The organism is Cryobacterium sp. TMT4-31 (assembly GCF_004403385.1).
Classification (GTDB): Bacteria; Actinomycetota; Actinomycetes; order Actinomycetales; family Microbacteriaceae; genus Cryobacterium; species Cryobacterium zongtaii.
Genome location: NZ_SOGI01000006.1, coordinates 66,286 through 90,471, shown reverse-complemented (window position 1 = coordinate 90,471; position 24,186 = coordinate 66,286). Strand labels below are relative to the sequence as shown.

20 protein-coding genes and 1 tRNA gene are annotated in these 24,186 nt (G+C 66.7%); 11 read left to right on the top strand and 10 right to left on the bottom strand.

What is annotated here, in order from left to right:
- Window positions 1-411: 411 nt before the first annotated feature.
- On the bottom strand, window positions 412-762 hold the full coding sequence (locus E3T19_RS00830) for a helix-turn-helix domain-containing protein (RefSeq protein ID WP_166788751.1): 351 nt from the start codon (window positions 760-762) through the stop codon (window positions 412-414).
- A 231-nt stretch (window positions 763-993) separates the two neighbouring features.
- Entirely contained in the window at window positions 994-1,605 is a 612-nt protein-coding gene (locus E3T19_RS00825; protein WP_134407825.1) for a helicase associated domain-containing protein, read from the bottom strand.
- A gap of 385 nt (window positions 1,606-1,990) precedes the next feature.
- Between E3T19_RS00825 and E3T19_RS00820 the strand changes: the two genes are divergently transcribed.
- The 4 genes from E3T19_RS00820 (at window position 1,991) to E3T19_RS00805 (ending at window position 4,824) form a co-directional block, all read left to right on the top strand.
- The gene (locus tag E3T19_RS00820; protein ID WP_134407824.1) at window positions 1,991-2,296 is read left to right on the top strand and encodes a hypothetical protein; all 306 of its coding nucleotides are present in this window, start codon (window positions 1,991-1,993) and stop codon (window positions 2,294-2,296) included.
- A gap of 196 nt (window positions 2,297-2,492) precedes the next feature.
- A complete protein-coding gene (locus E3T19_RS00815) occupies window positions 2,493-3,452 on the top strand; it encodes a metallophosphoesterase (protein WP_134407823.1) in 960 nt (319 codons plus the stop codon).
- A complete protein-coding gene (locus E3T19_RS00810) occupies window positions 3,433-3,777 on the top strand; it encodes a hypothetical protein (RefSeq protein WP_134407822.1) in 345 nt (114 codons plus the stop codon). The genes E3T19_RS00815 and E3T19_RS00810 overlap by 20 nt, the downstream gene beginning before the upstream one ends.
- Before the next feature lie 129 nt (window positions 3,778-3,906).
- Window positions 3,907-4,824, top strand: coding sequence for a hypothetical protein (locus E3T19_RS00805; RefSeq protein WP_134407821.1), 918 nt, complete (start codon window positions 3,907-3,909; stop codon window positions 4,822-4,824).
- Between the two features lie 4 nt (window positions 4,825-4,828).
- Here the strand turns inward: E3T19_RS00805 and E3T19_RS00800 are convergent, their stop codons facing one another.
- Complete coding sequence (locus E3T19_RS00800; RefSeq protein WP_134407820.1) at window positions 4,829-5,110, bottom strand: hypothetical protein; 282 nt, start codon at window positions 5,108-5,110, stop codon at window positions 4,829-4,831.
- Window positions 5,111-5,605: 495 nt separating this feature from the next.
- On the opposite strand from E3T19_RS00800, the gene E3T19_RS00795 reads away from it, so the two are divergent.
- Both E3T19_RS00795 and E3T19_RS00790 read left to right on the top strand, forming a co-directional pair.
- Window positions 5,606-6,271 (top strand): hypothetical protein, encoded by a 666-nt coding sequence (locus tag E3T19_RS00795; RefSeq protein ID WP_134407819.1) that lies wholly within the window; start codon window positions 5,606-5,608, stop codon window positions 6,269-6,271.
- A gap of 26 nt (window positions 6,272-6,297) precedes the next feature.
- Complete coding sequence (locus tag E3T19_RS00790) at window positions 6,298-8,187, top strand: hypothetical protein (RefSeq protein ID WP_134407818.1); 1,890 nt, start codon at window positions 6,298-6,300, stop codon at window positions 8,185-8,187.
- A 245-nt stretch (window positions 8,188-8,432) separates the two neighbouring features.
- Here the strand turns inward: E3T19_RS00790 and E3T19_RS00785 are convergent.
- Window positions 8,433-8,522, bottom strand: a tRNA-Ser gene (locus E3T19_RS00785).
- A 76-nt stretch (window positions 8,523-8,598) separates the two neighbouring features.
- Here E3T19_RS00785 and E3T19_RS00780 point away from each other — a divergent pair.
- Both E3T19_RS00780 and radA read left to right on the top strand, forming a co-directional pair.
- Window positions 8,599-9,381: an SGNH/GDSL hydrolase family protein gene (locus E3T19_RS00780; protein ID WP_088457298.1), complete on the top strand. Its 783-nt coding sequence runs from the start codon at window positions 8,599-8,601 to the stop codon at window positions 9,379-9,381.
- Between the two features lie 32 nt (window positions 9,382-9,413).
- Window positions 9,414-10,778, top strand: coding sequence for a DNA repair protein RadA (radA, locus tag E3T19_RS00775; protein ID WP_134407817.1), 1,365 nt, complete (start codon window positions 9,414-9,416; stop codon window positions 10,776-10,778).
- A gap of 9 nt (window positions 10,779-10,787) precedes the next feature.
- Here the strand turns inward: radA and E3T19_RS00770 are convergent, their stop codons facing one another.
- The 6 genes from E3T19_RS00770 to E3T19_RS00745 all read right to left on the bottom strand — a co-directional run bounded on the left by E3T19_RS00770 (window position 10,788) and on the right by E3T19_RS00745 (window position 21,358).
- Window positions 10,788-11,189, bottom strand: a complete 402-nt coding sequence (locus E3T19_RS00770) for a dehydrogenase (protein ID WP_370291565.1) — start codon at window positions 11,187-11,189, stop codon at window positions 10,788-10,790.
- Between the two features lie 77 nt (window positions 11,190-11,266).
- On the bottom strand, window positions 11,267-11,899 hold the full coding sequence (locus E3T19_RS00765) for a DUF4232 domain-containing protein (protein WP_088457301.1): 633 nt from the start codon (window positions 11,897-11,899) through the stop codon (window positions 11,267-11,269).
- 53 nt (window positions 11,900-11,952) lie between these two features.
- The gene (locus E3T19_RS00760; protein ID WP_166788750.1) at window positions 11,953-14,562 is read right to left on the bottom strand and encodes a bifunctional UDP-sugar hydrolase/5'-nucleotidase; all 2,610 of its coding nucleotides are present in this window, start codon (window positions 14,560-14,562) and stop codon (window positions 11,953-11,955) included.
- 245 nt (window positions 14,563-14,807) lie between these two features.
- Complete coding sequence (locus E3T19_RS00755) at window positions 14,808-17,909, bottom strand: ExeM/NucH family extracellular endonuclease (RefSeq protein WP_134407815.1); 3,102 nt, start codon at window positions 17,907-17,909, stop codon at window positions 14,808-14,810.
- A gap of 287 nt (window positions 17,910-18,196) precedes the next feature.
- On the bottom strand, window positions 18,197-18,709 hold the full coding sequence (locus E3T19_RS00750; protein ID WP_088457303.1) for an amino-acid N-acetyltransferase: 513 nt from the start codon (window positions 18,707-18,709) through the stop codon (window positions 18,197-18,199).
- Window positions 18,710-18,832: 123 nt separating this feature from the next.
- Window positions 18,833-21,358, bottom strand: a complete 2,526-nt coding sequence (locus E3T19_RS00745) for an ATP-dependent Clp protease ATP-binding subunit (protein WP_088457304.1) — start codon at window positions 21,356-21,358, stop codon at window positions 18,833-18,835.
- A 307-nt stretch (window positions 21,359-21,665) separates the two neighbouring features.
- Here E3T19_RS00745 and E3T19_RS00740 point away from each other — a divergent pair, with 307 nt between their 5' ends.
- From E3T19_RS00740 to E3T19_RS00730, 3 genes are all read left to right on the top strand, one after another.
- On the top strand, window positions 21,666-22,313 hold the full coding sequence (locus E3T19_RS00740; RefSeq protein WP_133159766.1) for a hypothetical protein: 648 nt from the start codon (window positions 21,666-21,668) through the stop codon (window positions 22,311-22,313).
- Window positions 22,313-22,543 (top strand): helix-turn-helix transcriptional regulator, encoded by a 231-nt coding sequence (locus E3T19_RS00735; RefSeq protein WP_088457306.1) that lies wholly within the window; start codon window positions 22,313-22,315, stop codon window positions 22,541-22,543. Before E3T19_RS00740 ends, E3T19_RS00735 begins: the two co-directional genes overlap by 1 nt.
- A gap of 111 nt (window positions 22,544-22,654) precedes the next feature.
- Window positions 22,655-24,178, top strand: coding sequence for a hypothetical protein (locus E3T19_RS00730; RefSeq protein ID WP_103479280.1), 1,524 nt, complete (start codon window positions 22,655-22,657; stop codon window positions 24,176-24,178).
- Window positions 24,179-24,186: the final 8 nt, after the last annotated feature.

Below are 24,186 nucleotides of genomic sequence, written 5' to 3'. Positions count from 1 at the left end.
GCATCAGCTCCGCAGCGGATCGATTGTTGAATCGATGGAGGGCCGCATTGAGCCATAGCGCGTCACCCCAAGGATCAACCAACCCCGGGTCCAATACGTACAACACGTCGCTCAGACCCGCTAAGGGCTCTCCTGCGGGCCCGAACTGAAAACACGGGTAGAGTCCGTCGCCGTCCTGTGTTCTGGTCCGAAGGATCCTTCCAATTCTGGAGAAATGCTCCAGCTGATGCCAGGACAAGTGGGACAGACGCATGGCTCCGGCGCGATCGTAGAACGGGCCGATCAACGAGTCCCAGATCTGTGCCTCGGGCGACCCTTCGCCGTTAGGCACTGCGTTCGTTTTCTGTGAGTGGGCCGCCTCTGGGGCCGTCGACGAGGGATCTATAGAATCGCGGCCCCTCTTGCCCCTGGTCACCAGAGGGCTTCCATGTGACTGTGAGCGGCGGCCAACAACAGTTCAGGTTCGTGCAGGTGATCCGCCGGCCGGTCCTCTTCCTCGAACGAAGTGGTTGGTCCGAGCATCCAGAGAGTCAAGCTTTCATTCGACCACCCGTTATCGCGGGCCACCGCGACGAGGGGCCTGATGACGGGGAGGATGGCACGGCTGGCTCGATCGAACTGGAATCCGGGATATCGGACCGAGGGACCACGCTTTACTGCGATGATCCTGCCGGAGTTGCGAAGCCGGATCAGGTTGGTGGACGTGACCCCCAGGATTTTGGCCACCTCGCTGTCTGTCAGCAGCCCGAACTCGGCTTCCATTCGGTCCCAAGCCAACTTGGTGGCGTGAAGGCTCCTAGCTACCTGCGGCGAGGCGTGCGACTGGGTTTCCGCATCGGGTATTTCTGGGCTAGAGGCGGAGTCGCCCGCAGAGCGTGGTGCACCTTGACGCTCGGTTCCGTCTCCGTCGTCACCGTCATTCATCCTTCTATCCTGCGCTCGTCCGCCGTGGGAAACTCAGGGAGCGTCCGAAGTGTATTCCTGCACGTGAGGTCACGTTCGACGGCCTGGGGCTCCCCAGGCCCAGAAGTTGAGTTCGTTCAGGGTCGCGACCTTGGCCGGCGAGAGCGTTCCGGCCCGGCGTGCCATTCGGGTCTTTGCCGCCCACCGGGCGAGGGCCTGTTCGGCGTCATCGGTACTGCGCAGCCTGGGTGCGTGTCCGTGCGCGGTAGTGAAATGGGCGTAGGCGGCGTAGTTCGCCCGCCATCTGTCCTCTGTCGGGTGGAAACTGAACTCGGGGACGCAGAGCAGCCGGCGCACTTGGTAGGAGCAGAGGCGCCCTGCAGCGTAGCTTCGGCGCTGGGCGCGAATGCTGTTGTTGCTCCGTTTCTCCTCGGCTGAAATGGCGCCGGGGGGTAGGCGTCGGTTCTCGCGCGGCAAGCGGCCCTCGGAGCGCACAAAGGCTTCCAGTGCGGCCATGCTGCGGATCCAGTCGGCGATGTCTCGAGGGGCGGTGTCGGCTATGTCACCGGTGTCGCGCCAGGTTTGTTCGGCGCTGTAGATGGTGAGAGACCTTTTCTGATCCTGCGTGAGGGTGTTGGGGTCCTGGCGGTGAAGCTGGGCATATTCGGCGTGGAGTGCTTCAAGCGGGCTTGGTTCGGACATGGGGCCTTCCCGACTCGCACGGCGTGCGATGTCGGATAGGTCATGCGCGGCGCAGGTGCAGCGGCGTTTCGGAGGATGTATTCCTGCACGGATCCGCCGGCGGGCAGGACCGGGCTACCGTCCCAGCACCGACCGGTCATCCGACCGGCGCGACACTCGGAGGTGCGCGAATGCCCGACCAAATGCCGCCCGAAGCAGGCGCTCAGACACCACACGAGGTCCTCAACGTGCGAACCACCACACCGGCCGTGACAGCCGTTGCCAATGACGTCGTGTGCCAGCCTGAACGAGGCAGCACGCTGCACGCCCCCTCCGCCGCCACCTCCGCCGGCGCGCTGGTGCACACCGAGCAGCGGTCGCCGTCATGCTGCTGATGACGTCTCTGATGGACGAGGTTTCCGGGCAGTTCCGCGTCTACACGGCGTCGGGGTCGACGTATTGGTTGGACCTGGACCGGTACGAGATGTGCCGGATACCGGTGCGGAATGATCCTGGGCGCGAGCATTCCCTGCGTCGGGACGGTGCCACCGTGCGAGTGCTGCGAGTCGTGGAGTGCACGGTGGGCCGTCGGATGCACCTGCTCATCGACCTCGCGGTCGAAGGCGTGGACGCGACGATTCGTCTGTCGACGCCGGTGGTGGCGATCGACCGCGATGATCCGGACCCCGAAGACGCCGGAGCAGGATCATGACCCCCGAACCATTGCCCTCCGCCGGTGAGCCAAACGCGATGAGCACCAATCAGACGCCCGCCGCGCAGTGCTCGACGATCTCGGTGGTCCGCCGGCTAGGCGCACACCAGCGAACCCCAGCGCCCACTGCGGAGTCCTCCCGATTTGGCGGCGGGTACATCAACGGCGGGATCATCCCACGCGTCAGGTGCACCCCATGATCGCGCCCGAATCGGTGCCACCACCCCCGGACCTGCGCACGGATGTCGACCCGCGTGAACGTGCGCACCGCCCTGTCCAGGATTTCTCGTCCACGCCCTACGCCGTGCCGTCACTGTCCACGGTTCGCCGAATCGGGGTCATGGGCGATCTCCACGGTGACCTCGAGCACGCGATGCAAGCGGTCCAGACTTTCGCTGACCGCGGGGTGACCTGTGTCATCCAGCTCGGCGATTGGGGCGTCCTCTGGCCGGGCACAAACTGGCAGATCGCATTACGCAAGATTTCACGTGCCCTCGCCCGCCACCAGATGGCCATGCTCTTCATCGACGGCAATCACGAGTACTTTCCGAAGCTCCTGGAGTTTCCGATCTCAGCAGACGGCATCCGGTGGATTTCCGCCAACATCGGTCACCTCCCCCGCGGGTATCGCACACAAATCGGTACGCAGTTCACCCTGGCTGCTCTGGGCGGCGCCAACAGCATCGACCGCCGGTTCCGCCAAGAGGGCGTGAGCTGGTGGCCCGAGGAACAAATCACAGCCGCCGACCTCCGCCAGCTCGGCTCAGACCATGCCGACGTACTCCTCGGCCATGAAGCACCGCTCATGGACGAGCACGCACTGGAGAAGAGCGCCCGCAACGCGGGTTACTTACCCGCCGATATCGCCTATGCGGCCGGCAGCCGGGTCATGTTTCGCCGGGCGGTCCTGCAAACTCGCCCGCGCTTGACTCTCGGAGGCCACTACCACCGCCACTACGACGAGACACTGTCGCTGCCGGGCCAGCCCCACCCCACCCGCGTGGTGGTGCTCGATATGAACGGGAAGCACAGGGTGAACCTCGCGATTCTCAACACCACCACCCTCGACCTGGAACTCCTCTACCGGAACGGCGCACCCGCCGAGCCCGACACCAACGCACCAGAAAGGACCGACAATGACCGACCGCAACGTTGAACCCGACCAGGTGAGCGAGCTCACCGGAGATGAGGGCGGGCTGTGGCGAGTGTCAACGCGCGACAGTGACCATTACTTTGATCTGGAACGGGGCACTGTCACCCGCGTCCCCGGCGCCAACGCCCCGCCGACCGTCAACGACCGAGCAAGGCCCTTGCGCACAATCACCGCCATCAAAGTCGGTCACCGAGGCCGGTGGACGATGCACACCGACGGGTGGGACGACGAGATCGACTTCTTCTGGGCGAACACGTCTCTGATCGCCGCGATTGAACGCATCAGCCGTGATGATTTCCCGGGAGCGGGCGGTGACCTGCCTGGGTGAGGTCGGGCCCACCCGGGTCCACCTCGTGATCTCTGGAGAGTCGCGCTGCCCCAATTGTGGGTTGCGATCATTCCAGTGTGCAGATCTGCCCAGTCGGGTGCGTGCCGGCCGCACGTGCGTCTGCGCCCGATGAAGGAAGACGGCGGGAGCGCCTATCTACCCCAGATCGATGCGAGGTACTGGACTCATATCGGAAATTTCGTACGCGCCGCGGTGGTGGACGCGGCACCCAGCACGGCCTACTCCGAGAGAGAACTGTATGCCGCTGCGACACCGCTGACCCTGTGGGCCTGGCAAACGGCCGCAATGCCCCTTGAACGTGACGTGATTTTCGCCATCTCCACGATCGAACGGTTCATCGGGGTTGGTCTTACGAATTATGGGAGCAAGGCAAGTCGGAACACCCTGCGATCCCGGCTCCTCAGGATCTCGGAAGCGCTACTCGACGCGCCGTTGGCGCCGCCCGTCCTGCGGCCGCTAGGCGGATCGGATCCGTCACCGCCGTACACCGCCCGAGACGTTGTCACCTTGAAGAGCTGGGCAATCGCCCAGACCACTCATGAACGCCGGTCGAACGCGGAGGCATTACTCGCCCTCGGTCTGGGCGCGGGACTGTCCGGGCGAGAGATCGTCAATCTTAGGATCGGGGACATCAACGCCGACGACCACGGCGTCCTCATCAGGGTACGTGGCGAGCGGTCTCGAGTGGTCCCCGTCTTGCGTGAATGGGAGCGAGCCTTGGCAGCTCGGGTCGATCCCGGTCAGACCGAGACCTGGGCATTCCGGGAGCAGCACGCCGGTGCCAACCGGAACCTGATCACGGACTTCGTCTCTCGGGCTGAAGGGAAGATCCGGCTGCAGGCCCGAAGAATGCACGCGACTTGGGTCGTGCAGCATCTGGAAGCCGGCACCCCGCTCATCCCGTTGATGCGAGCTGCCGGGCTGCAGTCTCCAGAGGCGCTGGACCGGTTCTTCAAGTTCGTGAGAGAACCGGACTCCGGGTACTACCGGAACGCGCTGCGAGATGCGGTCGCTACCCCGCGGTAACGCCTCAGCGCTGAACCGGACTCTCACCTGGAGCAGCGCGTCGTTCCCTCAGCTTGAGGTTGCGCTCCGCATTCACCAGATCTTCTACCCTGACGACCACGTCGCCTCGAAGGATCCGTCCCAGGCGGGTCTTGTCGATTCCGTTCGCCTTGGCATACGACGCGATCGTCGCACCGTCCGCTGCCAGAGCGGCGCGAACTTGCTGAGCATGCGCGTGCTGAAACTTGGCTGTTCCCAGTTGATCAAGCGCGCTTTCGGTCATCCCAGCGGGGCTGTCCCAGGTCACGGGGCGCGGTGTTCCGAAGTTCGTCGAGGGCGCACAGGAAGCTCTCGGAAGAAAACGCGGATCGGTCACCGTCACTCATGCTATCGGTTTTGGTGCCCTAATAGGGCACTTCGTCCTGGGATGGCCCGGATCCTCCGCATGTCAATTTGGTATGAGCATCCTCCAGCCCACATCCCCCACCACACGACCATCCCACAGCTCCCTGCCCACCTCTCGGCCCTGCACGGGCCAGGCATGAGCGCCGTCAGCCCGCCCGGAGTGCAGCGCGTCATCGACAACTATGTCGCCGAGATACCTGCCGCGCACTGGGCCGAAACCGAAGTTTTCGTCCGAAACAGCGTGACCGGCCTCGGGCTCCAGACTCGGGGTGTCGCTCGGAACTACCTTGCGGCAACCTCGAAGTTTGCACAGTGGCTTTGGCAGACAGCGGCTGCGGACCTCGACCCTGCAGTAGCGTTCCGCCCATCGCTTGTCCGTCGATTCGTGTGCGAGGTCATGCCAGACCACGGCGAAACCTACCGACAGCAGACGGCGCAACGCCTGAACACACTCGTTGCGCACTTCACCACCACCACGCCCGACCGCCAGACCCGGAAGGACCCGGCATCGGTTCGCCCCTACGCCAGCCGGGAGCTCGTAATCTTCCGAAGCTCCGCCGCTCGACGCACCAACGTCGATCGGCGGGCGAACGCCCACGTGCTACTCGCCCTCGGTGCCGGCGCGGGCCTGCGTGCCGAAGAAATCGCCCTATCCCGCGTCAGCGACGTCACGGCCGATGGTGAGGACCTTCTAGTCAGCGTGCACGGCAGGCACCCTCGCACGGTCCCCCTGCGTGTGGAGTGGCGACGCACATTGGTCACGGGCATCAACGACAGGGCGCCGGGCGACTGGCTCTTTTCTGGATACCGCCTGCCAGAATACCCGGCTCGGGTGATCCACCAATTCGGCATCGACGCCCCCGAGGAACACACCCCATCGGCAACGAGGCTCCGTGCCACCTGGCTAGTGGGCCAGCTCAACGCCGGGCTGCGACTGGACACCCTTCTCTACCTGGCCGGCCTGACGAGTCCCACCTCTCTTGCCCCCTACGTGCGGGCGATGACTCAGGAGGACCAAACCGGACTCCGCCGTCTCATCACCGGAGCGGTGGTCACTTCATGAGAGGCATCGCCGCTGCCCCTCTCACGATGACGGACGAGGAATCGGAGGGCAATGAATTCGAGCACCTCCTCGACGACTCGATCGGCACCACTTCGGGGCGGACGTCAAAATTCGACATCGACGATGTTCGCAGGACCGCCACGATGGTCGATGAATCCAAGACGGTTCAACACATCGTCGCCTGGCGTCGCGAGGATCGCGGGAACAATCACGCCGGCGGTCGTGTTCCGTTGGTCGATGACCGCACGGTCCTCGTCGTACTACTGCTCCTTGGACGCGAGCACGCTCCGCAGTCTGCCCGGGAGATGGGAAACCTGCTGCACCAGCGTCTGACCACTGAAGCGCGCACGTACTTGGGCCTGCCCGTCACACTGTCTGGCTCGCAGAAGGGACGCATTGAAGCAAGGCGCTGGTACAACGCGGCCTGGAACTCGTTCCATCGCCTTATCGCAACCATGGACCCATATCCCGACACGCAGCATTACCGGCTCCAGAGCCGAGCCGATCGCGAACGCGTCCTCCGCTTGCGCGATCACAGTCTCGTCGACCAGCGGCGCAAACGCCTCAACTGGTACAGCGACGCCTTCCTCGAGATGACCTTTCGCCTGCAGCCTCGTGACGTCCGACGCCATGTGAAACAGCGCGTGACGATTGGAATCGACCAAACAACGATTGCCGCAACCAGCCCCCGAGGTCGCGCCCCGATCGACCCCAAAACGGGCATGGAGCGCAGGTTCAACCCCAAGACGAAGAAGGAATACAAAGACAAACTCGTCATTGAAACTGACGCGGGGTGGAACGCCAAATCACCGGAGAAGCGAGATGGATCCGGTCCCGAGAATAGGAATGACACTGAATACGTCTGGGGCTGGGCTGGAAACGTCGCCGTACTTGTGCCGAACACTCGCAGCACCGAATCAGAGTTTGCCAACATCGCAATCGGTTACTCAATGAGCATGCCCGGTCATCACCTCGCCCGTGACACAGTAGCGGTTGCCCAATCAATCATCGATCGCGGATATACCCCGGGCACCATCGTCGCCGACCGCGAGTACTTCGCGAACCTACTTCCTGAAACACTGCACGTACCGATTAAGAAAATGGGCTTTGACGTCATCACCGACTATCAGGTGACGCGCATGGGGGTTCGCGGAGGAAAGGCCGGTGCCATCCAGGTCGAAGGGCGCCACTACTGCGCCGGTACAGGTAAGGATCTCCTCAACGCCTCGAACGATGCCGCCGCACACAGAATCGACGAAGAAACCTATCGGACTCGGCTCGAGGAACGGACAGCGTTCGAACTTCGTCGGAAAGAGCTGCCCGACGACCGCGGGCATGTCCCGATGATGTGCCCGGCCGCCGGACCCAATCCCGCCGTCACCTGCCCGATCCGAAAGATCCACCCCAAGGCACCCGATAAGGTCCGCCCGAGCGTCCAAGACAAGAATGTCCCTGAAGCCCCCGACCTAATTTGTACGCAAGGCACCGTCGACTTCGGCCCTACGGACGGCATCCGCGACGCCCAGCTCTTCCGCTACCAGTCGAAGGAGTGGAGCGATGCCTACCGCGTCGGCCGAAACACTGATGAAAGCTTCCACGCCTACGTGAAATCCAAAGGCCACGAGGCACTTGACGTTCCAGCGCGCCGACGGATCCGCGGTTTCGCCGCCCAGCAAGTACTGACGACGATCCTGCTCGTGTCCGCGAACATCCGGAAAATCATCAAGTTCCTCACTGACCGTGCCACACGGGCAGCGCAAGGCAAACCGACCGCCTCAACGGGCATGGGGCCAGTACGAGCAACCACTCGACGCCGGGACCGCGAAGGTCACTCCAACTACAAAGCGAAGTGGCCACTCAAGGTGCTCCCTGGCGCCCCGGACGGTTCGGAACTCGACCCGCCGCTCAGAACATAACCGCGCGCTGCAACCGGCCGTTCATCACTCCACCGCACGACTAGGACAAACCGCAGCGCCGAAAATCGGCCGCTCGGGCATACCTGGTCGTGCTTTGTCGTTTAATCGGCGCCCGCCAGCCGGCATGAGCGGGAAACCAGACGCTACCCGCTCCAGAAACGACGAATGGCCTCCGAAACCTCGGAGGCCATTCGTTTTGGGACCAGTTCTTGGAACAGAATCAATCAGTTCCAGGAACAACCCCGTGGCGGTACCGGTGGGATTTGAACCCACGGTGGAGTCTCCCCCACACAACTTTTCGAGAGTTGCACCTTCGGCCGCTCGGACACGGTACCGAGAGCGATTGTAGTTGAGAGGAGGGGTCCGGCGCCAATCCGGGCAATTGTCAGAGGCCGGCGGTACTCTCGCGGGGTGACAAACGACAGTTCCACTCCCCGCACTCTTGCCCTCGCCGCCGGCGCCCTGGCCACCACCGCCGGCATCACAGCGGTGGCGGTCGCCAACTACAGGCGCTTCAAGCTGCACCTGGCCGCCAACGCCGCCGAGCTCAACGAGACCTTGCCGATCAATTCGCTCTGGTGGCGCACCCACGCCAAGGAGAAGGGCGACCTGCTTTACGTGGCCATCGGTGACAGTGCCGCGCAGGGCATCGGCGCCAGCGCGCCCAACCGTGGTTATGTCGGCATCCTGGCCGACCACATCCGTCTGGCCACAGGCCGCACCCTGCGGGTGATCAACCTCAGTGTCTCAGGGGCCACCGTGGAGCTGGCCGTGCGCGACCAGCTGCCGCGGTTCGCCAAGCTGCAGCCCGACTTCGTCACCGTCGCCATCGGCGCCAACGACATCGCCCAGTGGGATGCGGAACGCTTCGAATCCGGCATTCGCACAGTGTTCGCGGCCCTGCCGCCGCACGCGCTCGTGGCCGACCTGCCGTGCTTCCACCTGCCCCACAACGAACGCAAGGTGGCCGTGGCCAACCAGATCGTGCGCGACGTGGCCGCCGAGCACGGCCTCACCGTCGTGCCGCTGCACGCCACCACCAAACGACAGGGCTGGCGGAGCGTGCTGACGCAGGTGGCCAACGATATGTTCCACCCGAACGACCGCGGCTACCGCACCTGGGCGGAGGCCTTTCTGCCCCTGCTCAGCTCGGCCGTGGCCCGACGGGTCCCCCAGGAGGCCCTGACCGAGTGAGGCGTGTCGGCGGCCGCGGCTAGGCTCGCAGCATGGCTAAACCCGTCTCCAACTTCCGCTGCACCGAGTGTGGTTGGACCACCCTGAAATGGGCGGGCCGCTGCGGCGAATGCCAGCAATGGGGCACCGTGGTGGAAACCGCGGAGAAGACTGGCATCAGCCGGTCGGTCGCTCCCTCCGTTGTGAGCGGCACCGGCGTAGCCCGGCCGATCACCCACGTCGACACGACGGCGGTAGCGCACTGGCCCACCGGCATCAACGAGTTCGACAGGGTCCTCGGCGGCGGCATCGTGCCCGGCTCGGTGATCCTGCTTAGCGGCGAGCCCGGGGTGGGCAAGTCCACCCTGCTGCTCGAGGTGGCGTCCAAGGCGGCCGTAGCCAAGTCCCGGGTGCTCTACGTCAGTGCCGAGGAATCGGTGGCGCAGGTGCGCCTGCGCGCCGAACGCACCGGGGCACTGCAGCCGGAACTCTTCATCGCCGCCGAGACCGATCTGGCCACCATCCTCGGCCAGATCGACGCGGTCAAACCCGATTTGGTGATCATCGACTCCGTGCAGACGGTGTCCAGTTCCCTCAACGACGGCCAGGCCGGGCAGCCCGGCCAGGTGCGCGAGGTGGCGTCCACCCTCATCCGGCTCGCCAAGGACCGCAACCTGCCCGTGCTGCTGGTGGGGCACGTCACCAAGGACGGCACCATTGCCGGCCCGCGGCTGCTGGAACACCTGGTGGATGTGGTTTGTCAGTTCGAGGGCGACAGGCATACTGCGCTGCGGTTCGTGCGGGCCCTCAAGAACCGCTTCGGCTCCACCGACGAAGTGGGCTGTTTTGAAATGACCGGTGACGGCATCAGCGAGGTCGCTGACCCGAGCGGGCTGTTCCTCAGCCGCGGCACCGCCGCGGTCTCCGGCACCTGTGTGACCGTGGCGATGGAGGGACGTCGCGCCCTGCCGGTGGAGGTGCAGGCGCTCGTGATCGACACCGCCATGCCCAACCCGCGCCGGGTGACCAACGGCGTGGACGGCTCCCGCGTGGCGATGCTGCTGGCGGTGCTGGAGAAGCGGGCGGGCTATCCGCTCTCGAAAAAGGACGTGTACGTTTCCACGGTGGGCGGGGTACGGCTGGTGGAACCGGCCGCGGACCTGGCCATCGCGATCGCGGTCGCATCGGCGCTCAAGGACGAACCCATAGCGCACACCGTGGTGGCGTTTGGCGAGATCAGCCTGGCCGGTGAGATCCGTCCGGTGTCCGCGGCCAAGCAGCGCGCCGCCGAGGCCGCCCGGATGGGCTTCAGCACCCGTATCGACGCGTCCAGCAGCACCGTGCAGACCGCGGTGAACCGGGCGCTGGGCACGGGTGTTTCCCGGCGGGACGCCGAGCTGGACGACGCGTTCCGGTAGCGGGTCGGGTCAGTCCGTCGACGGCTCGATCGGTCCGAGTGCGCGCAGCAGGTCAGCCGGAGCCGCCTGCATCACGGCGGGGCCGGCCACGTCGAAGAAGACCATCTCCAGCGTCTCGCTGTGCACGGTGAGGAACTCCCGCAGCCACTGCCCGTCGGCCACCATCACCTGCGGATCGACCTCGTCGGGGATCATCCGGGCGTAGTTCTCGCCGGAGGAGAAGAGCAGCAGGGTGCGCTTGTCGCTGCCCTCCCGACCGAACACCCGCACCTGCTCGGCGGAGCCCTTGACCACGAGCAACGGCGCGATCACTACATCGTTGCGGAGCGCGTACGCCACCGCCGCGACATCCTGCTTGGCCAGGGCGCTGGCCAGGGCATCCGATCGGGTATCTGAAGTCGCGTCTGTCACGTGCTCCATTCAATCATTCACGGCCGGAGCGGGGCCACTCGAGGCCTCAGCCCGGAGCGAACACCGCGGGCTGGCGGTCAGTTGAGCAGGAACTGGGTGGGGCCGGCCGATTCGACGCCGCCCACGCTCACAGAGAGGTAGTACGACGCGCCCTCGCCGGGCACGGGCTCCCGGTCGATGATCTCGCAGGTCTCCGGGCTGGAGCGGGTACGGTCCCAGGTGAGCGGCGTCTTGGTGCTCACCGCGACGCCTGGCTGCAGGGTGACCTCGGCGTCTGCCGGGTCGGACTGGCAGTCGGTGGAGGACCAGTACACGTCGGCGCCGCTGGTGATCGTGAACACCTGCGTGGCGGTGCCGGCGTTCAGGGTGCAGGGTGTGCTGCCGGTGTTGGTCACGCTCAGGGAGAGCTCGGGTTCGTCGCCCGCGTCGTAGGCGTCCTGGTCGGTGATCGCCTCGACCTGCACGGCCGCCGGGTCGCACGCCGCCCCGGCGGCGCCGGGGGCGGCCGGGTCGGCGGTAATTGCCGGATCGGCCGCGTTTCCGGTCGGCGTCGGCGCCGCCGTCGATGCCGGGTCACTGCCGCCGCCGGGGCGCACGACGATCAGGATGACGATCAGGAGCACGGCGAGCACACCGAGGCCGACCACCAAACGACGGCGCCGGTAGACGGTGCTGGCCTGGGGGCCGACGGGATGCTTGATCGTCGACATGGTCCAAGGCTAGCGAGGTCTACCGGCGCCGCCGGTAATGCTCTGCGTGTCGGTTACGAATCCATCGAAACCCGGCGACGACTCACCAGAACCGCACCGAGCAGCAGCATCAGCGCGCCGCCGGCCAGCCACGGGCTGGCGTCCAGTCCGGTCTGGGCGAGTGTCGCGGCCGGGGTGACGCCGGTGACGGTGATCTCGGTCCAGCCGATCACGGCGCCCGCGGCATCCTGCACGATGATGCTGTGCGTACCGGCGGCGAGACCGGCCGGCACCACCGCGGCGACGGTGCCCGCGGCGCTGACCCGCTGCCAGCCGCCCAGGTTGATCGGCGTGGAGCGAACCCAGACGGAGACGTACTGACCGGCGAACGCGGTTCCGACGCCGATGGTGAGCTTGTCACCGGCGGCCACCGTGGAGTCATTGACCGTGATCTTGTTCTGCAGGGCCTTGGTCAGAGCGGACTCCGCCGCGGCCGTCGGTGCGCTCGTGGGAGCGGACGATCCGGTCTGGGGAAGCTCGGTGGGGGCGGGGGTCGGAGCCGTCGTCGGAACCGGGGTCGGAGCCGTCGTCGGCACCGGGGTCGGCTCGGTCGTCGGCACCGGGGTCGGCTCGGTCGTCGGCACCGGGGTCGGCTCGGTCGTCGGGACCGGGGTCGGCTCGGGCGTCGGGACCGGGGTCGGCTCCGTCACCGGAACGGTGACGGCCAGGGGCACCCGCACCGTGGTGCCGGATTCCTTGGCCATGAGGGTGATCTCACTGGCGGCCGCGGCGTCGGTGGGCACTGTGACGGTGACCGTTGCGGCGCCGGTGGCGTCGACGGATGCCGGAGCGAAGACCGTCTTGCTGCCAGCCCAGGTGACGGCGAGTTCGGTGTTCTTCGGGGCACCTGTGGAGGTCAGGTTGAGCTGCGACACGGTGAAGCTCACGGTGTCACCGGGCTTGACCGCCGTGCTCGGCACCCCGGTCACGGAAGCCTGGTTGGCGGCGAATGACGGCGACAGCGGGCTGTTGGCCGTGATGTAGGACATCCAGGCGTCGCGGTCGACGAGGGCAGAGTCGGTGGTGCCGGTGCCCTCGGTGAAGACGCGGAAGTTGTCTCCACCGGTGAGCAGGAAGTTGAACGAGCCGATGGTGTAGCCGGCGGCCGGGTCGATGGGCTTCCCGTCGACCCAGATGCCGGTGATCCGGTCGCTCTCTGGACGGGTCGCGTCGAACGTGTAGTTCACATTGTCAGAGAGACCCAGCTGCAGGTAGGGGCGGCTGGGCACGGCGCCCTTGCTGTCGCGCTGCCACTGCTGTTCCAGGGCGATCTTGAACTGGGCTCCGGTGAGGGTGGTGGTCCACAGGTTGTTCGCGAACGGCAGAACGGCGTTTGCTTCCGAGACGCTCACGTCGGTGTCCGGTGTGGTCAGGAGGTCCTTGCGCAGTCCACCGGGGTTGACGACACCGATATCAGCGCCGCCCTTCTTCTCGTCGGACAAAGTCGCGAGCAGTGCGTTGGCCACCAAGGTGCCCATGGTCGACGGGGCGGCCCGGTCCTCGACAACGGGGGTCGCTCCGCCGATGGAGGCGCGGGTGATCGGCGCAGAGATGGTGCCGACACTCACGCTGCCTGTGACGGCCGCCTTGGCGATGGCCGCGTCGGTGATGTTCTTGACGGTGGCGACCCTGGGGAATGCGCTGACCAGAGCGGCGTCGGCGGCCGTGCTGCGCTTGACGTTCTGGTTCGTGACCGTGGTGGTGGCCCCAGTGACGGTGTCGTAACTGAGCACAACTTGGCCGATGTTCTCACCATAGTTACCGGTCTGCAGCACCGGGCGGGTCACGCCCGTCGCGGCACCGGGGACCTGGGCGTTCCAGGCGTACAGCTTGTGGGTGTGGCCGGTGAAGATGGCGTCCACCGCCGCTGAGGTCTTCGTGACGATCTTGGCGAAGGCGCTGCCGGTGAGGGCCAGCTCCTGCTCGAGGGTGGCGTTCTCCACGGTGCCGGCACCGGCGCCCTCGTGGTACTCGGCGATGATGACGTCGGCCTCGCCGTTGGCATCGTCGCCGTCGGTGAGCTGGCCGGCGACCCGGTTGACCGCGTCGACAGGGTCACCGAAGCTGACGGATGCGATGCCGTTGGGCGAGACCAGGGTGGGGGTTTCCTCGGTCACGGTACCGATCACTGCAACAGTGACGCCCTGCACCTCGCGGAGCGCGTACTCCTGGAGAGCGGGCGTCTGGGTGCCCACCTTGTAGACGTTGGCACCGAGGTAGTCGAAGTTGGCTTTCTCCGAGACCCGACCGGTGAGGTCGTCCATGCCCTGGTCGAATTCGTGGTTGCCGACCGCGGAGGCTGACAGCTCGAGGGCGTTCAGTACGTCCAAGGTCGGGGTGTCCTGCTGCGACGCCGACTCGTAGGGCGAGGCGCCGATGTTGTCTCCGTCGGAGAGGAACAGGGTGCTCTCGGGGTGCTGGGCGCGCAGGGTCTCCACGGTCCCGGCAAATTTCACGGTGTTGGCATCGATTCGCCCGTGGAAGTCGTTGATGTTCAGCAGGTTCAGCTGCACCGGGAGCGGGGCCGCGACGGCCGGGACGGCAACGACGGGCGCGCCCACCAGGCACGCTCCGATCACTGCAGCGAAGGCCAGCCGGAGCGGGCGGGACGGGTTGAGCGACATTGTTCTCCTCGAAAGTGGTGCCGTGGGGTGACGGGGATGCAGATGAAGGGCCGGTGTGGCGCGCGTGAAAATCGGCGACAACAGCGGACGGACTGACTGTGGGGGCAGCCTAACGACGCCGGATGTCCGGCGGGTTACGGCGAGGCAACGTGCTCAGATGAGCACAGGAGGGCAGACGAGGCCAACTTCTGAGCGGTGGGGAGCGGGCGTCCCCCGGCTGGGGGATGCCCGCTTGCGCCGGCCGGTTAGGCGCTCGGCAGGGTGGAGCGGCGACGACGGGCGAGCAGCGCGCCGAGCAGCAGCAGGAGCAGGGCCCCGGCCAGCAGTGGGGCGCTCTCCACACCCGTGCTGGCGAGGGTGCCGGCCGCCGCAGAACCGGGGGCGACGATCGTGATCTCGGTCCAGCCGATGACCGCGCCCGCTGCATCCTGCAGGATGATGCGGTGCGTGCCAGCGGCCAGGTCCGTCGGCAGCGCCGTGGTCACGGTGCCCGCAGCGCTGACCTGCAGCCAGCCACCCAGGTTGACCGGGGTGGAGCGCACCCAGGCCGACACGAAGTCACCGGTATACGCGGCACCGGCCGTGATGGTGATCGCCGAGCCGGCCGAGTAGCGCGACGCGTTGGTGCTGATCTTGTCGCGCAGGGCGGCGGTGAGGGCACTCTCCGGCGCCGCGGTCGGGGCAAGCGTCGGTGCGGTGGCTGCTGGGACCGTGGGCGTCGACGTGGGTTCGGTCGTCGGGACAGGGGTCGGCGCCGTGGTGGGAACCGGGGTGGGCTCGGTCGTCGGGACCGGGGTGGGCTCCGTCGGACTGGCCAAGTTCAGGCCCAGGATCGCCGGGTCGTGGTCCGAGGACCTGAAGGCGTCTGCGACATAGAAGTCGGTCACGTTGTTGTTGTACCGGCTGTATTCCAGCGCCACGGATTCGACCGAGTTGATGTTCCAGACGTCCACATCGGTCACGACGGCATCCGCTTCGGGGGAAGCGAAGACGTGGTCGAGCGAACCGACCGACCCGCCGAACGCGTAGGTGTATTCGCCGCTCTTCGCTTCCTGGTTCAGGTAGCCGGCGTCGGTGATCACCTTGATCGGGTCTTCTTGGTCGTAGGCGTTGAAGTCGCCGGTGAGAAACACCCTGTCGATGCCGGACTGAGCCGAAATCGTGTCGGCGAACGCGACAAGCGCGGTCGCCTGGTTGACGCGGGAGGCGTTCGAGGCGCCCTGACCGTCGCCCATGTCGGCGTCCACGCCGGTGCCCGACCCCTTGGACTTGAAGTGGTTGACGATCGTGAGGAAGCGGCTGTCGGTATCGCCGACCAGCTGGAAGGCCTGGGCGAGCGGCTGGCGGGCGTTGCTGAACGCGGCGGATCCGGTGAGGATCGTGGATCCGCCCACGGTTTCGACAGCTGCCTTCTGGTAGATGAAGGCGGTGCGGATGACGTCTTCGTTGGCCGGCAGCGCGGCCGGGGACGGCACGAACGCCCAGGCATCCTGGCCGAGGTCGGCGTTCAACGCGGCGACCAGGGTGGCCAGGGCGGTGTCCCGGTTGGCGCCGAAGACTGCCGAGTTCTCGATTTCTTCGAGTGAGATGACCTGCGCGTCGAGGGCGTTGATGGCCGCGACAATCTTGGCCTGCTGGCGCAGGAAGTTCGCCTGGTCCGCCGCGCCGCGGGCGTCGCATCCGCCGCTGACGGTGATCTTGGCGCCGGCACGGTCGGTGTAGTACTGGCACCCGGTGAGGGTGTCGCCGGTGGTGGAGAAGTAGTTCAGCACGTTGAAGGTGCCCAGGCGGATGTCGCCGCCCACCTTCTCCGGCGCCGAGCTGCGGGTGTTCTCGAAGGTGGCCGGCTGCACGATGGCGGCGTTGGCGGGCACCAAGGCTGTTGTCGGCTGCAGCTTCCAGGCGCTGTTGCGATAGTCCAGGATCGTCGGCTTGGTGAAGGTGACCGGGGCGCCGATGCGTACCGGGGCGGTTGTGGAGAGGTACGGAACCGGCAGGCCCTTGTTGGACGAGCTGAGGTAGTTGGTGCTCGCGCCGTCGTCGAGGGTGACTGCCCGCGCCGCGTTGGCAGCGATGGCGGCCGTGTAACCGGCACTGCCGGGGCGGTCGGTGACGGTGGGGTTGACCAGGGGCGTCGTGCCGGCGGCGAGGCCGATTTCGGCGTACTGGTTAGTGGTGTAGTTGTTCGTCACCGTGAACGCACCAGCGGGGGCGACGAGCATGCCCTCCAGGCGTTCGCGGTCTGCGTCAGCTGCCGGGAGCCGGAGTTCGGCGGCGACCGGGGCGGTGATGCCGGCGCCGTCGAGCCGGGTGATGTCGCCGAGAGCGTTGATGGTCAGCTGGGTGAGTCCGTAGTACTCGCTGACGGCGCCCGTGACGCTCACGTAGTCGCCGACAGCAACGTCGACGCCGAGGGTCTTGGTGTAGACGAAGATGCCGTGCGAGGCGGGATTGTTGGCACCATCGGTGCCGGGGGTCTGCAGGTAGAAGCCGGCGAAGCCGCCGGTGGGGTAGGCGGCGGTGACGACGCCGACGGTCTTCACGGTGCTACCGGCCAGCGGGCTGGCATCCGCGGTGCCCTGGATGGCGCTGATCGCGGTGGTGTCGGTGGGCGGGGCCGTCGTCGGGGTCGGGGTGGGCGTGACGACGGGCGGGTCGGTCGGGGCCGGTGTGGGTGTTCCGCCGGTCGGGCCGGCCGAATTGGTGGGGGTGATCGTGGCCGACAGGGTGATGTCTGCGGCGTTGTTGTCGGTGTCGGCGGCGACGCTGCGGTTGAGCGACTTGACGTCGGTGTTGGAGCTCGGCGCCGGCGCGACGGCGCCTTCGAAGGTGAGGGAGGCGCCGTAGCCGACCAGGTCGATCACGTTCGGGTTACCGGCGGCGTTGCCGGACTCGAGGCTGAGCGGCGTGGTGGAGTTGGCGAGGATCAGGGTGCCGGTGGTGCCGCTGGGGTTGAGGGTGGAGACCTGGTCGGGGGTGGGCAGGGCCGCACCGTTCGCGCCGTTCGCATTCGACCCGCCGGAGACGAGATAGTACCCCTTGGCCGGGATCGTTCCGGTCAGAGCGACGGCCGCCGGGCTGTCGGTGACGACGCCGGTGGCCTTGCGGTACTGCAGCGACCAGGCGGAGAGGTCGATGGCGGTGTTGGTGGGGTTGTACAGCTCGACGAACTTGGCCGAGAACGCCGCGCCGGCGCTGCCGCCGCTGAGGTAGGCCTCGTTGATGACGACGCCGGTGCCGGCGGTGTTGGCCTGGGCGGGGAACGCGACGACCGGGGCGACGGCGAGGCACGCTCCGATCAGCGAAGCGAGGGCCAGCCGAAGCGGGCGGGGCGGGGCGAGCGACATGGAGTCTCCTGGGTGGGTGCGATGAACGGTCTGGCGGAACAGAGAGCAGGGCAGGGCAGGGCGCAGGGCAAGGCGCGGTGGAGCTCGGGTTTCTGGCACGCCGAACGAGCCGGTAGGCGCGCAACGAACCCCGCAGGGCGGGCGGCGCACAAACCGTGCGGGTCGGCCGGAGTGCTTCGGGGGGCAGCCTAACGACCGACTATGTCCGGTTGGTTACGGCGCAGACAACATGCTCAGATGAGCAGAGAAATGCCGACGGCGCCCACATCTGAGCGGGCCGGGGGGACTCAGGCCAGGCGCTTGAGCATTCGGGTGTTGCCGAGGGTGTTCGGCTTGACGCGGGCGAGGTCGAGGAACTCCGCGACGCCCTCGTCCGGGGAGCGCACCAGCTCGGCATAGATGGCGGGGTCCACGGTTTCGGTGCCCATGTCGACGAACCCGTGCCGGGTGAAGAAGTCCACCTCGAAGGTGAGGCAGAACAGGCGCGTCAGGCCCAGTTCCCGGGCGTCCGCCTCCAGTCGGCCGATGAGCGCGTGCCCGATACCGCGCCCGAGCCAGTCCTCCGACACGGCGAGAGTGCGCACCTCGCCGAGGTCCTCCCACATCACGTGCAGGGCGCCGCAGCCGACGAGGTTTCCCTCGAGGTCCTCGACCACCCGGAACTCCTGCACGGCCTCATAGAAGACGACGCGGTCCTTGCCGAGCAGGATGCGTTGCTGCACGAGAGGTTCGACGAGCGCCTGGATGCGCGGCACGTCGCGGGTCTGCGCCCGGCGCACGATGAACTCCTGGTGTGTCACGTCCGCCCGCTCCCCTGGCCGCCAGCCGCGACCGATTCTGTTGTGTCGGAAGGTCAAGTCTAGGGGCGGACGACAAACGGCCCGGCGGATGTCCGCCGGGCCGTTCGTGTGGAGCTGTTGTGCCTATTCGCTGGTGATGGCCAGATCGGGCGTGCCCGGTCCGGTTCCGACAGCCGCGGCGGTATTGATGCCCACCGAGACGGCCTCGTTGCGGTTCGTCGTGGTGAACACGTACTCCCCGTCGACGAAGTCCACGTGCACGTGGTCGCCGGCGTTCAGTTCGCCGTGCAGGATCTTCTCGCTCAGGCGGTCCTCCACCTCACGCTGGATCGCGCGACGCAGCGGCCGGGCGCCCAGGGCGGGGTCGAAGCCGACCTCGATGAGATGCTCCTTCACCGCGAGGGTGAGGTCGATGGTCATGTCGCGGTCGAGCAGCCGGTCGCCCAGGCGCTTGATGAACAGGTCCACGATCTGCAGCAGTTCGGGCTTGGACAGCTGCGGGAAGACGATGATCTCGTCGACGCGGTTGAGGAACTCGGGCTTGAAGTGCTTCTTCAGTTCCTCGTTCACCTTTCCGCGCATCCGGTCGTAGCTGGTGGCCGTGTCGCCCTCGAGCTGGAAACCGACGGGCGAGCCGCTGATGTCCCTGGTGCCGAGGTTGGTGGTCATGATGATGACGGTGTTCTTGAAGTCGATCACGCGACCCTGGCCATCCGTCAACCGGCCCTCTTCCAGAATCTGGAGGAGCGAGTTGAAGATGTCGGGGTGAGCCTTCTCGATCTCGTCGAACAGCACAACGGAGAAGGGCTTCCGGCGCACCTTCTCGGTGAGCTGGCCACCCTCTTCGAAGCCGACGAACCCGGGAGGAGCACCGAACAGGCGCGAGACCGTGTGCTTCTCGCCGTACTCGCTCATGTCGAGCGAGATCATGGCGGCCTCGTCGTCGAAGAGGAACTCCGCGAGCGCCTTGGCCAGCTCGGTCTTGCCGACACCGGTGGGGCCGGCGAAGATGAACGAACCGCTCGGACGCTTCGGGTCCTTGAGTCCCGCACGGGTGCGACGGATGGTCTTGGCGAGTGCCGAGATGGCCTCTTCCTGACCGATGACCCGCTGGTGCAGTGCCTTCTCCATGAAGACCAGCCGCGAGGACTCTTCTTCAGTGAGCTTGAAGACGGGGATGCCGGTGGCCTGGGCCAGGACCTCGGCGATCAGGCCCTCGTCGACGACCGCGGTGGTCTTGACGTCGCCGGATTTCCACTTCTTCTCCAGACGCAGACGCTCGCCGAGGAGGTTCTTCTCCTCGTCGCGCAGGCCCGCGGCCTTCTCGAAGTCCTGGTCCTCGATCGCGGTTTCCTTGGCGGCACGCACCACGGCGATCTTCTCATCGAATTCGCGCAGCTCCGGCGGGCTGGACAGGATCGACAGGCGCAGGCGTGCGCCGGCCTCGTCGATCAGGTCGATGGCCTTGTCCGGCAGGAAGCGGTCCGAGACGTACCGGTCGGCGAGGTTCGCCGCGGCCACGAGGGCGCCGTCGGTGATGGACACCTTGTGGTGCGCCTCGTACCGGTCGCGCAGCCCCTTGAGGATGTTGATGGTGTGCGGCAGCGACGGCTCGTTCACCTGGATGGGCTGGAAGCGGCGCTCGAGCGCGGCATCCTTCTCGAAGTGCTTGCGGTATTCATCCAGCGTGGTGGCGCCGATGGTCTGCAGTTCACCGCGGGCCAGCAGGGGCTTGAGGATCGACGCCGCGTCGATGGCGCCTTCGGCGGCACCGGCTCCGACGAGGGTGTGGATCTCGTCGATGAACACGATGATGTCGCCGCGGGTGCGGATCTCCTTGGTGACCTTCTTCAGGCGTTCCTCGAAGTCACCGCGGTAGCGGCTGCCGGCGATGAGCGAGCCGAGGTCGAGCGAGTAGAGCTGTTTGTCCTTCAGCGTCTCGGGCACATCGCCCTTGACGATCGCCTGGGCGAGGCCCTCGACGACGGCGGTCTTGCCGACGCCGGGTTCACCGATGAGCACGGGGTTGTTCTTGGAGCGGCGGGAGAGGATCTGCATGACCCGCTCGATCTCCTTCTCGCGCCCGATGACGGGGTCGAGTTTGTTGTCGCGCGCCGCCTGGGTGAGGTTGCGCCCGAACTGGTCGAGAATCTGGCTGCCCGCGGGGTTGGCCGCGGTCTCGTTCGCACCCACCTGCACCTGCTCCTTCCCCTGGTAGCCGGAAAGGAGCTGGATGACCTGCTGGCGCACCCGGTTGAGGTCGGCGCCGAGCTTGACCAGCACCTGGGCGGCCACGCCCTCGCCCTCGCGGATGAGCCCGAGCAGGATGTGCTCGGTTCCGATGTAGTTATGGCCAAGCTGCAACGCTTCGCGCAGGCTCAGCTCGAGGACCTTCTTGGCGCGCGGCGTGAACGGAATGTGCCCGGTCGGCTGCTGCTGACCCTGGCCGATGATGTCCTGCACCTGTTCGCGCACGGCATCCAGCGAGATGCCGAGGCTCTCCAGGGCCTTGGCGGCCACGCCTTCACCCTCGTGGATGAGCCCGAGCAGAATGTGCTCGGTTCCGATGTAGTTGTGGTTGAGCATCTTGGCCTCTTCCTGGGCCAGGACGACGACACGACGAGCTCGGTCGGTAAATCTCTCAAACATATGAACACTCCCTTGGCGCCAGGGCGGTTATGGCACCGATACAAAGAGAGTAACCAGCGGATGCCCGGATGCGTGCCTCTGTTCGCCATGGGCGTGACACATGTGACTCCCGCGCTCGCCTCCGTCTCCTGCAGCACCGGCGGTTCCGCGGCATTTTCCCCGACCTGCCCCCGTTCGGACGAGTTGCGCCGGCGCACCGGAGCAGGTGGACCGCAGCGGGGCAGCTCGACTGAGGCCCTTGCTCAGCACAACGAAAAACGATATGGTCATGATCGGTATTCATATCGATAATCGTTAGGAGCATCTCGTGATGAAAACAGCCCAGGCCGAGAGGGCGCAACGCACGTCCCGGCTGGAACACCGGCTCGGCAGGGTTCTCACCTGGCTGGTACTGATCGGGGCCGTGCTCTCGGGGCTTCTGGCGACCGGCATCGGCGCCGTCACCCTGGTCCGGCAGCTCCTCACCGACAGGTTCGTCGTCACACTCTTCGCGGATGCTCCCCTGCCGTCGGCAGCGTCAACCGGCACCGCGCAGATCCACGGCGGCAGTTTCGACACGGCCGAGGTCACCGTCACCGGGCTCAGCGCACTGCCCAGGTTTCTGCTCACACTGGAGGGCTCCACCGCGTTGGCCACGGCGCTGCTGGTCTCGGCGACGGTCTTCTATTTCTGCTGGAGCGTACTGCGCCGCCGCCCGTTCAACCGTCCGGTCTTCTGGCTGGTCGCCCTGGTCGGCTACGCACTGCTGCTGGGCACCGTGCTGGGGCAGGGCTTCGGCGGGCTGGGCCGCATGATCGCCGCGGGCGAGCTGAACGGCGACGCCCCCGACGGCTTCTGGCCACAGGCCACCCTCGTCGACCTCGCACCCGCCGGCACCGGACTCGTGCTCCTCGTCGCCGCCGCCGCCATTTCCCTCGGCCAGCGTCTGCAACGCGAGACCGACGGACTCGTCTAGTGGCGCCCGCCGCCGACGACGAGGCCACGGGCATCCACTGCCGGCTCGACGCGCTGCTCATCGAGCGCGGGATGACACTCACCAGGCTCAGCGAGCTTGTCGGAGTCAGCGTGGTCAACCTGTCGGTCCTCAAGAACGACCGGGCCAGGGCCATCCGGTATTCGACCCTGGCCGCGGTCTGCGCCGCCCTGGACTGCGAGGTCGGCGACCTGCTCGTGCGCGCCGACTGAGTCAGGCCAGCAGCGTGAGGCCCTTGCGAGGGCACCGGACTGCGCAAATACTGTGAGCACTCAGGCTCCACGATTTTGCGACCTGCACCCGCAGGCGAAAGGCGGCGGCACATGGACGGCTCCTCGAACCTCGCCAAACCGGCTCGCACGAACGGCCGCGCCGACCCCGCCGCCGAGATCGCCCGGCTCTCCGCCGAGAACGCTCGGCTGCGCGGACAGCTCGGCCCGGCCGCCGAACACCGAGCGTCCGCCAGGTGGCGGGCGTTTTTTGCGGCGCTGCTGATCACGATCGGGGTGCTCCTGGCCCCGGTGAGCGTGGTGGCCTATTGGACCAAGGGCTACATCAATGACACCGACAGGTTCGTCGCCTCGCTCGCCCCGCTCGCGGACGACCCCGCGGTGCAGGCGTACCTGGTTGACGAGATCGTCGCGGTGGTCAACGAGAACGTCGACATCAACACCATCACCAGCGATCTCTTCACCGGGCTGGAGAGCCTCGACCTGCCGCAGGCCGCCAAAGACGCCCTGGCGCTGCTCGAGACACCCGCCGCGCAGGGGGTCCAGCAGCTGATCGAGTCCGCAGCCACCAATATCGTCGCCTCGGATGCCTTCGCCGAGCTGTGGGAACAGGCGCTGCGCACCAGCCAGACCCAGGTCATCGCGGCGCTGGAGGGTGACACCTCCACGGCGCTGGTGATCAGCGACACCGGCGAACTCGGCATCCAGCTCGGGCCGATCATCGCAGAAGTGAAGAAGGAACTGGTCGACCGGGGCTTCTCGTTGGCGACGAACATCCCCGAGGTCGATCGCACCATCGTGGTGGCCCAGTCCGACTCGTTGGTGCAGGCGCGCACCGGGTATCAGCTGCTGAACGTGCTCGGTTTCGTCCTGCCGCTGGTGAGCCTAGGCCTGATCGTCCTCGGCGTGCTGGTGGCCAAACGACGCTCCCGCACCATGATCTGGGCCGGACTCACCCTGGCCCTGGCCATGGCCGTGCTCGCCGCCGGGATCGCGGTGGGGCGGATCCTCTTCATCAGCGCGCTGTCGCCCACGTACCTCCCCAACAACGTGGCCCAGGCGCTGTATGACGCCGTGGTGCCGTTCATCAACACCACGGCCCTGTCGGTAGGGCTCGTCGGCTTCACCGTGGCCGTGGTGGCGTACCTGGCCGGGCCGTTCCGTGGGTCGACGATCGTGCGGCGGGCCACCATCGGCACCAGCGCCCGGCTCCGGGCGGCGGCGGCGAACGCCGGGGTCACGACGGGCAGCTTCGGGGACTTCCTCTATCACTACCGGCGCCTGGCCCACGTGCTGATCGGGCTTGCTGCAGCCGCGGTCGCGATCTTCTGGCGCCCGCTTGCTGTACCGGTGATCATGTGGACGGCGGTCCTGGCGCTGATTGCCGTTCTGCTCGTCGAGTTGCTGCAGCGGCCGCCGGTCGCGCCCGGGATTCCAACGGTCCCCGGGACGAGGCCGGACACGCCCCCGGGGCCGCAGGAACCGACGGCCGCGGCCGGCACCGAACCGGTCAACCCCACCCTCCCGTTGCCGCCGGCAGACCCCGACGATCTGCGCGGGCAGACCGGCCCGACCGAGCCCCTCGAACCGCTACGCACCCCGGCACGCCCGGAATAAGCTCACAG

Coding starts and splice junctions, on each gene's coding strand:
- E3T19_RS00830 (WP_166788751.1), bottom strand. CDS start 762: ATGGAAGCCGAGTTCGGGCTGCTGACAGACAGCGAGGTGGCCAAAATC.
- E3T19_RS00825 (WP_134407825.1), bottom strand. CDS start 1,605: ATGTCCGAACCAAGCCCGCTTGAAGCACTCCACGCCGAATATGCCCAG.
- E3T19_RS00820 (WP_134407824.1), top strand. CDS start 1,991: ATGGACGAGGTTTCCGGGCAGTTCCGCGTCTACACGGCGTCGGGGTCG.
- E3T19_RS00815 (WP_134407823.1), top strand. CDS start 2,493: ATGATCGCGCCCGAATCGGTGCCACCACCCCCGGACCTGCGCACGGAT.
- E3T19_RS00810 (WP_134407822.1), top strand. CDS start 3,433: ATGACCGACCGCAACGTTGAACCCGACCAGGTGAGCGAGCTCACCGGA.
- E3T19_RS00805 (WP_134407821.1), top strand. CDS start 3,907: ATGAAGGAAGACGGCGGGAGCGCCTATCTACCCCAGATCGATGCGAGG.
- E3T19_RS00795 (WP_134407819.1), top strand. CDS start 5,606: ATGCCAGACCACGGCGAAACCTACCGACAGCAGACGGCGCAACGCCTG.
- E3T19_RS00790 (WP_134407818.1), top strand. CDS start 6,298: ATGACGGACGAGGAATCGGAGGGCAATGAATTCGAGCACCTCCTCGAC.
- radA (WP_134407817.1), top strand. CDS start 9,414: ATGGCTAAACCCGTCTCCAACTTCCGCTGCACCGAGTGTGGTTGGACC.
- E3T19_RS00765 (WP_088457301.1), bottom strand. CDS start 11,899: ATGTCGACGATCAAGCATCCCGTCGGCCCCCAGGCCAGCACCGTCTAC.
- E3T19_RS00760 (WP_166788750.1), bottom strand. CDS start 14,562: ATGTCGCTCAACCCGTCCCGCCCGCTCCGGCTGGCCTTCGCTGCAGTG.
- E3T19_RS00755 (WP_134407815.1), bottom strand. CDS start 17,909: ATGTCGCTCGCCCCGCCCCGCCCGCTTCGGCTGGCCCTCGCTTCGCTG.
- E3T19_RS00745 (WP_088457304.1), bottom strand. CDS start 21,358: ATGTTTGAGAGATTTACCGACCGAGCTCGTCGTGTCGTCGTCCTGGCC.
- E3T19_RS00730 (WP_103479280.1), top strand. CDS start 22,655: ATGGACGGCTCCTCGAACCTCGCCAAACCGGCTCGCACGAACGGCCGC.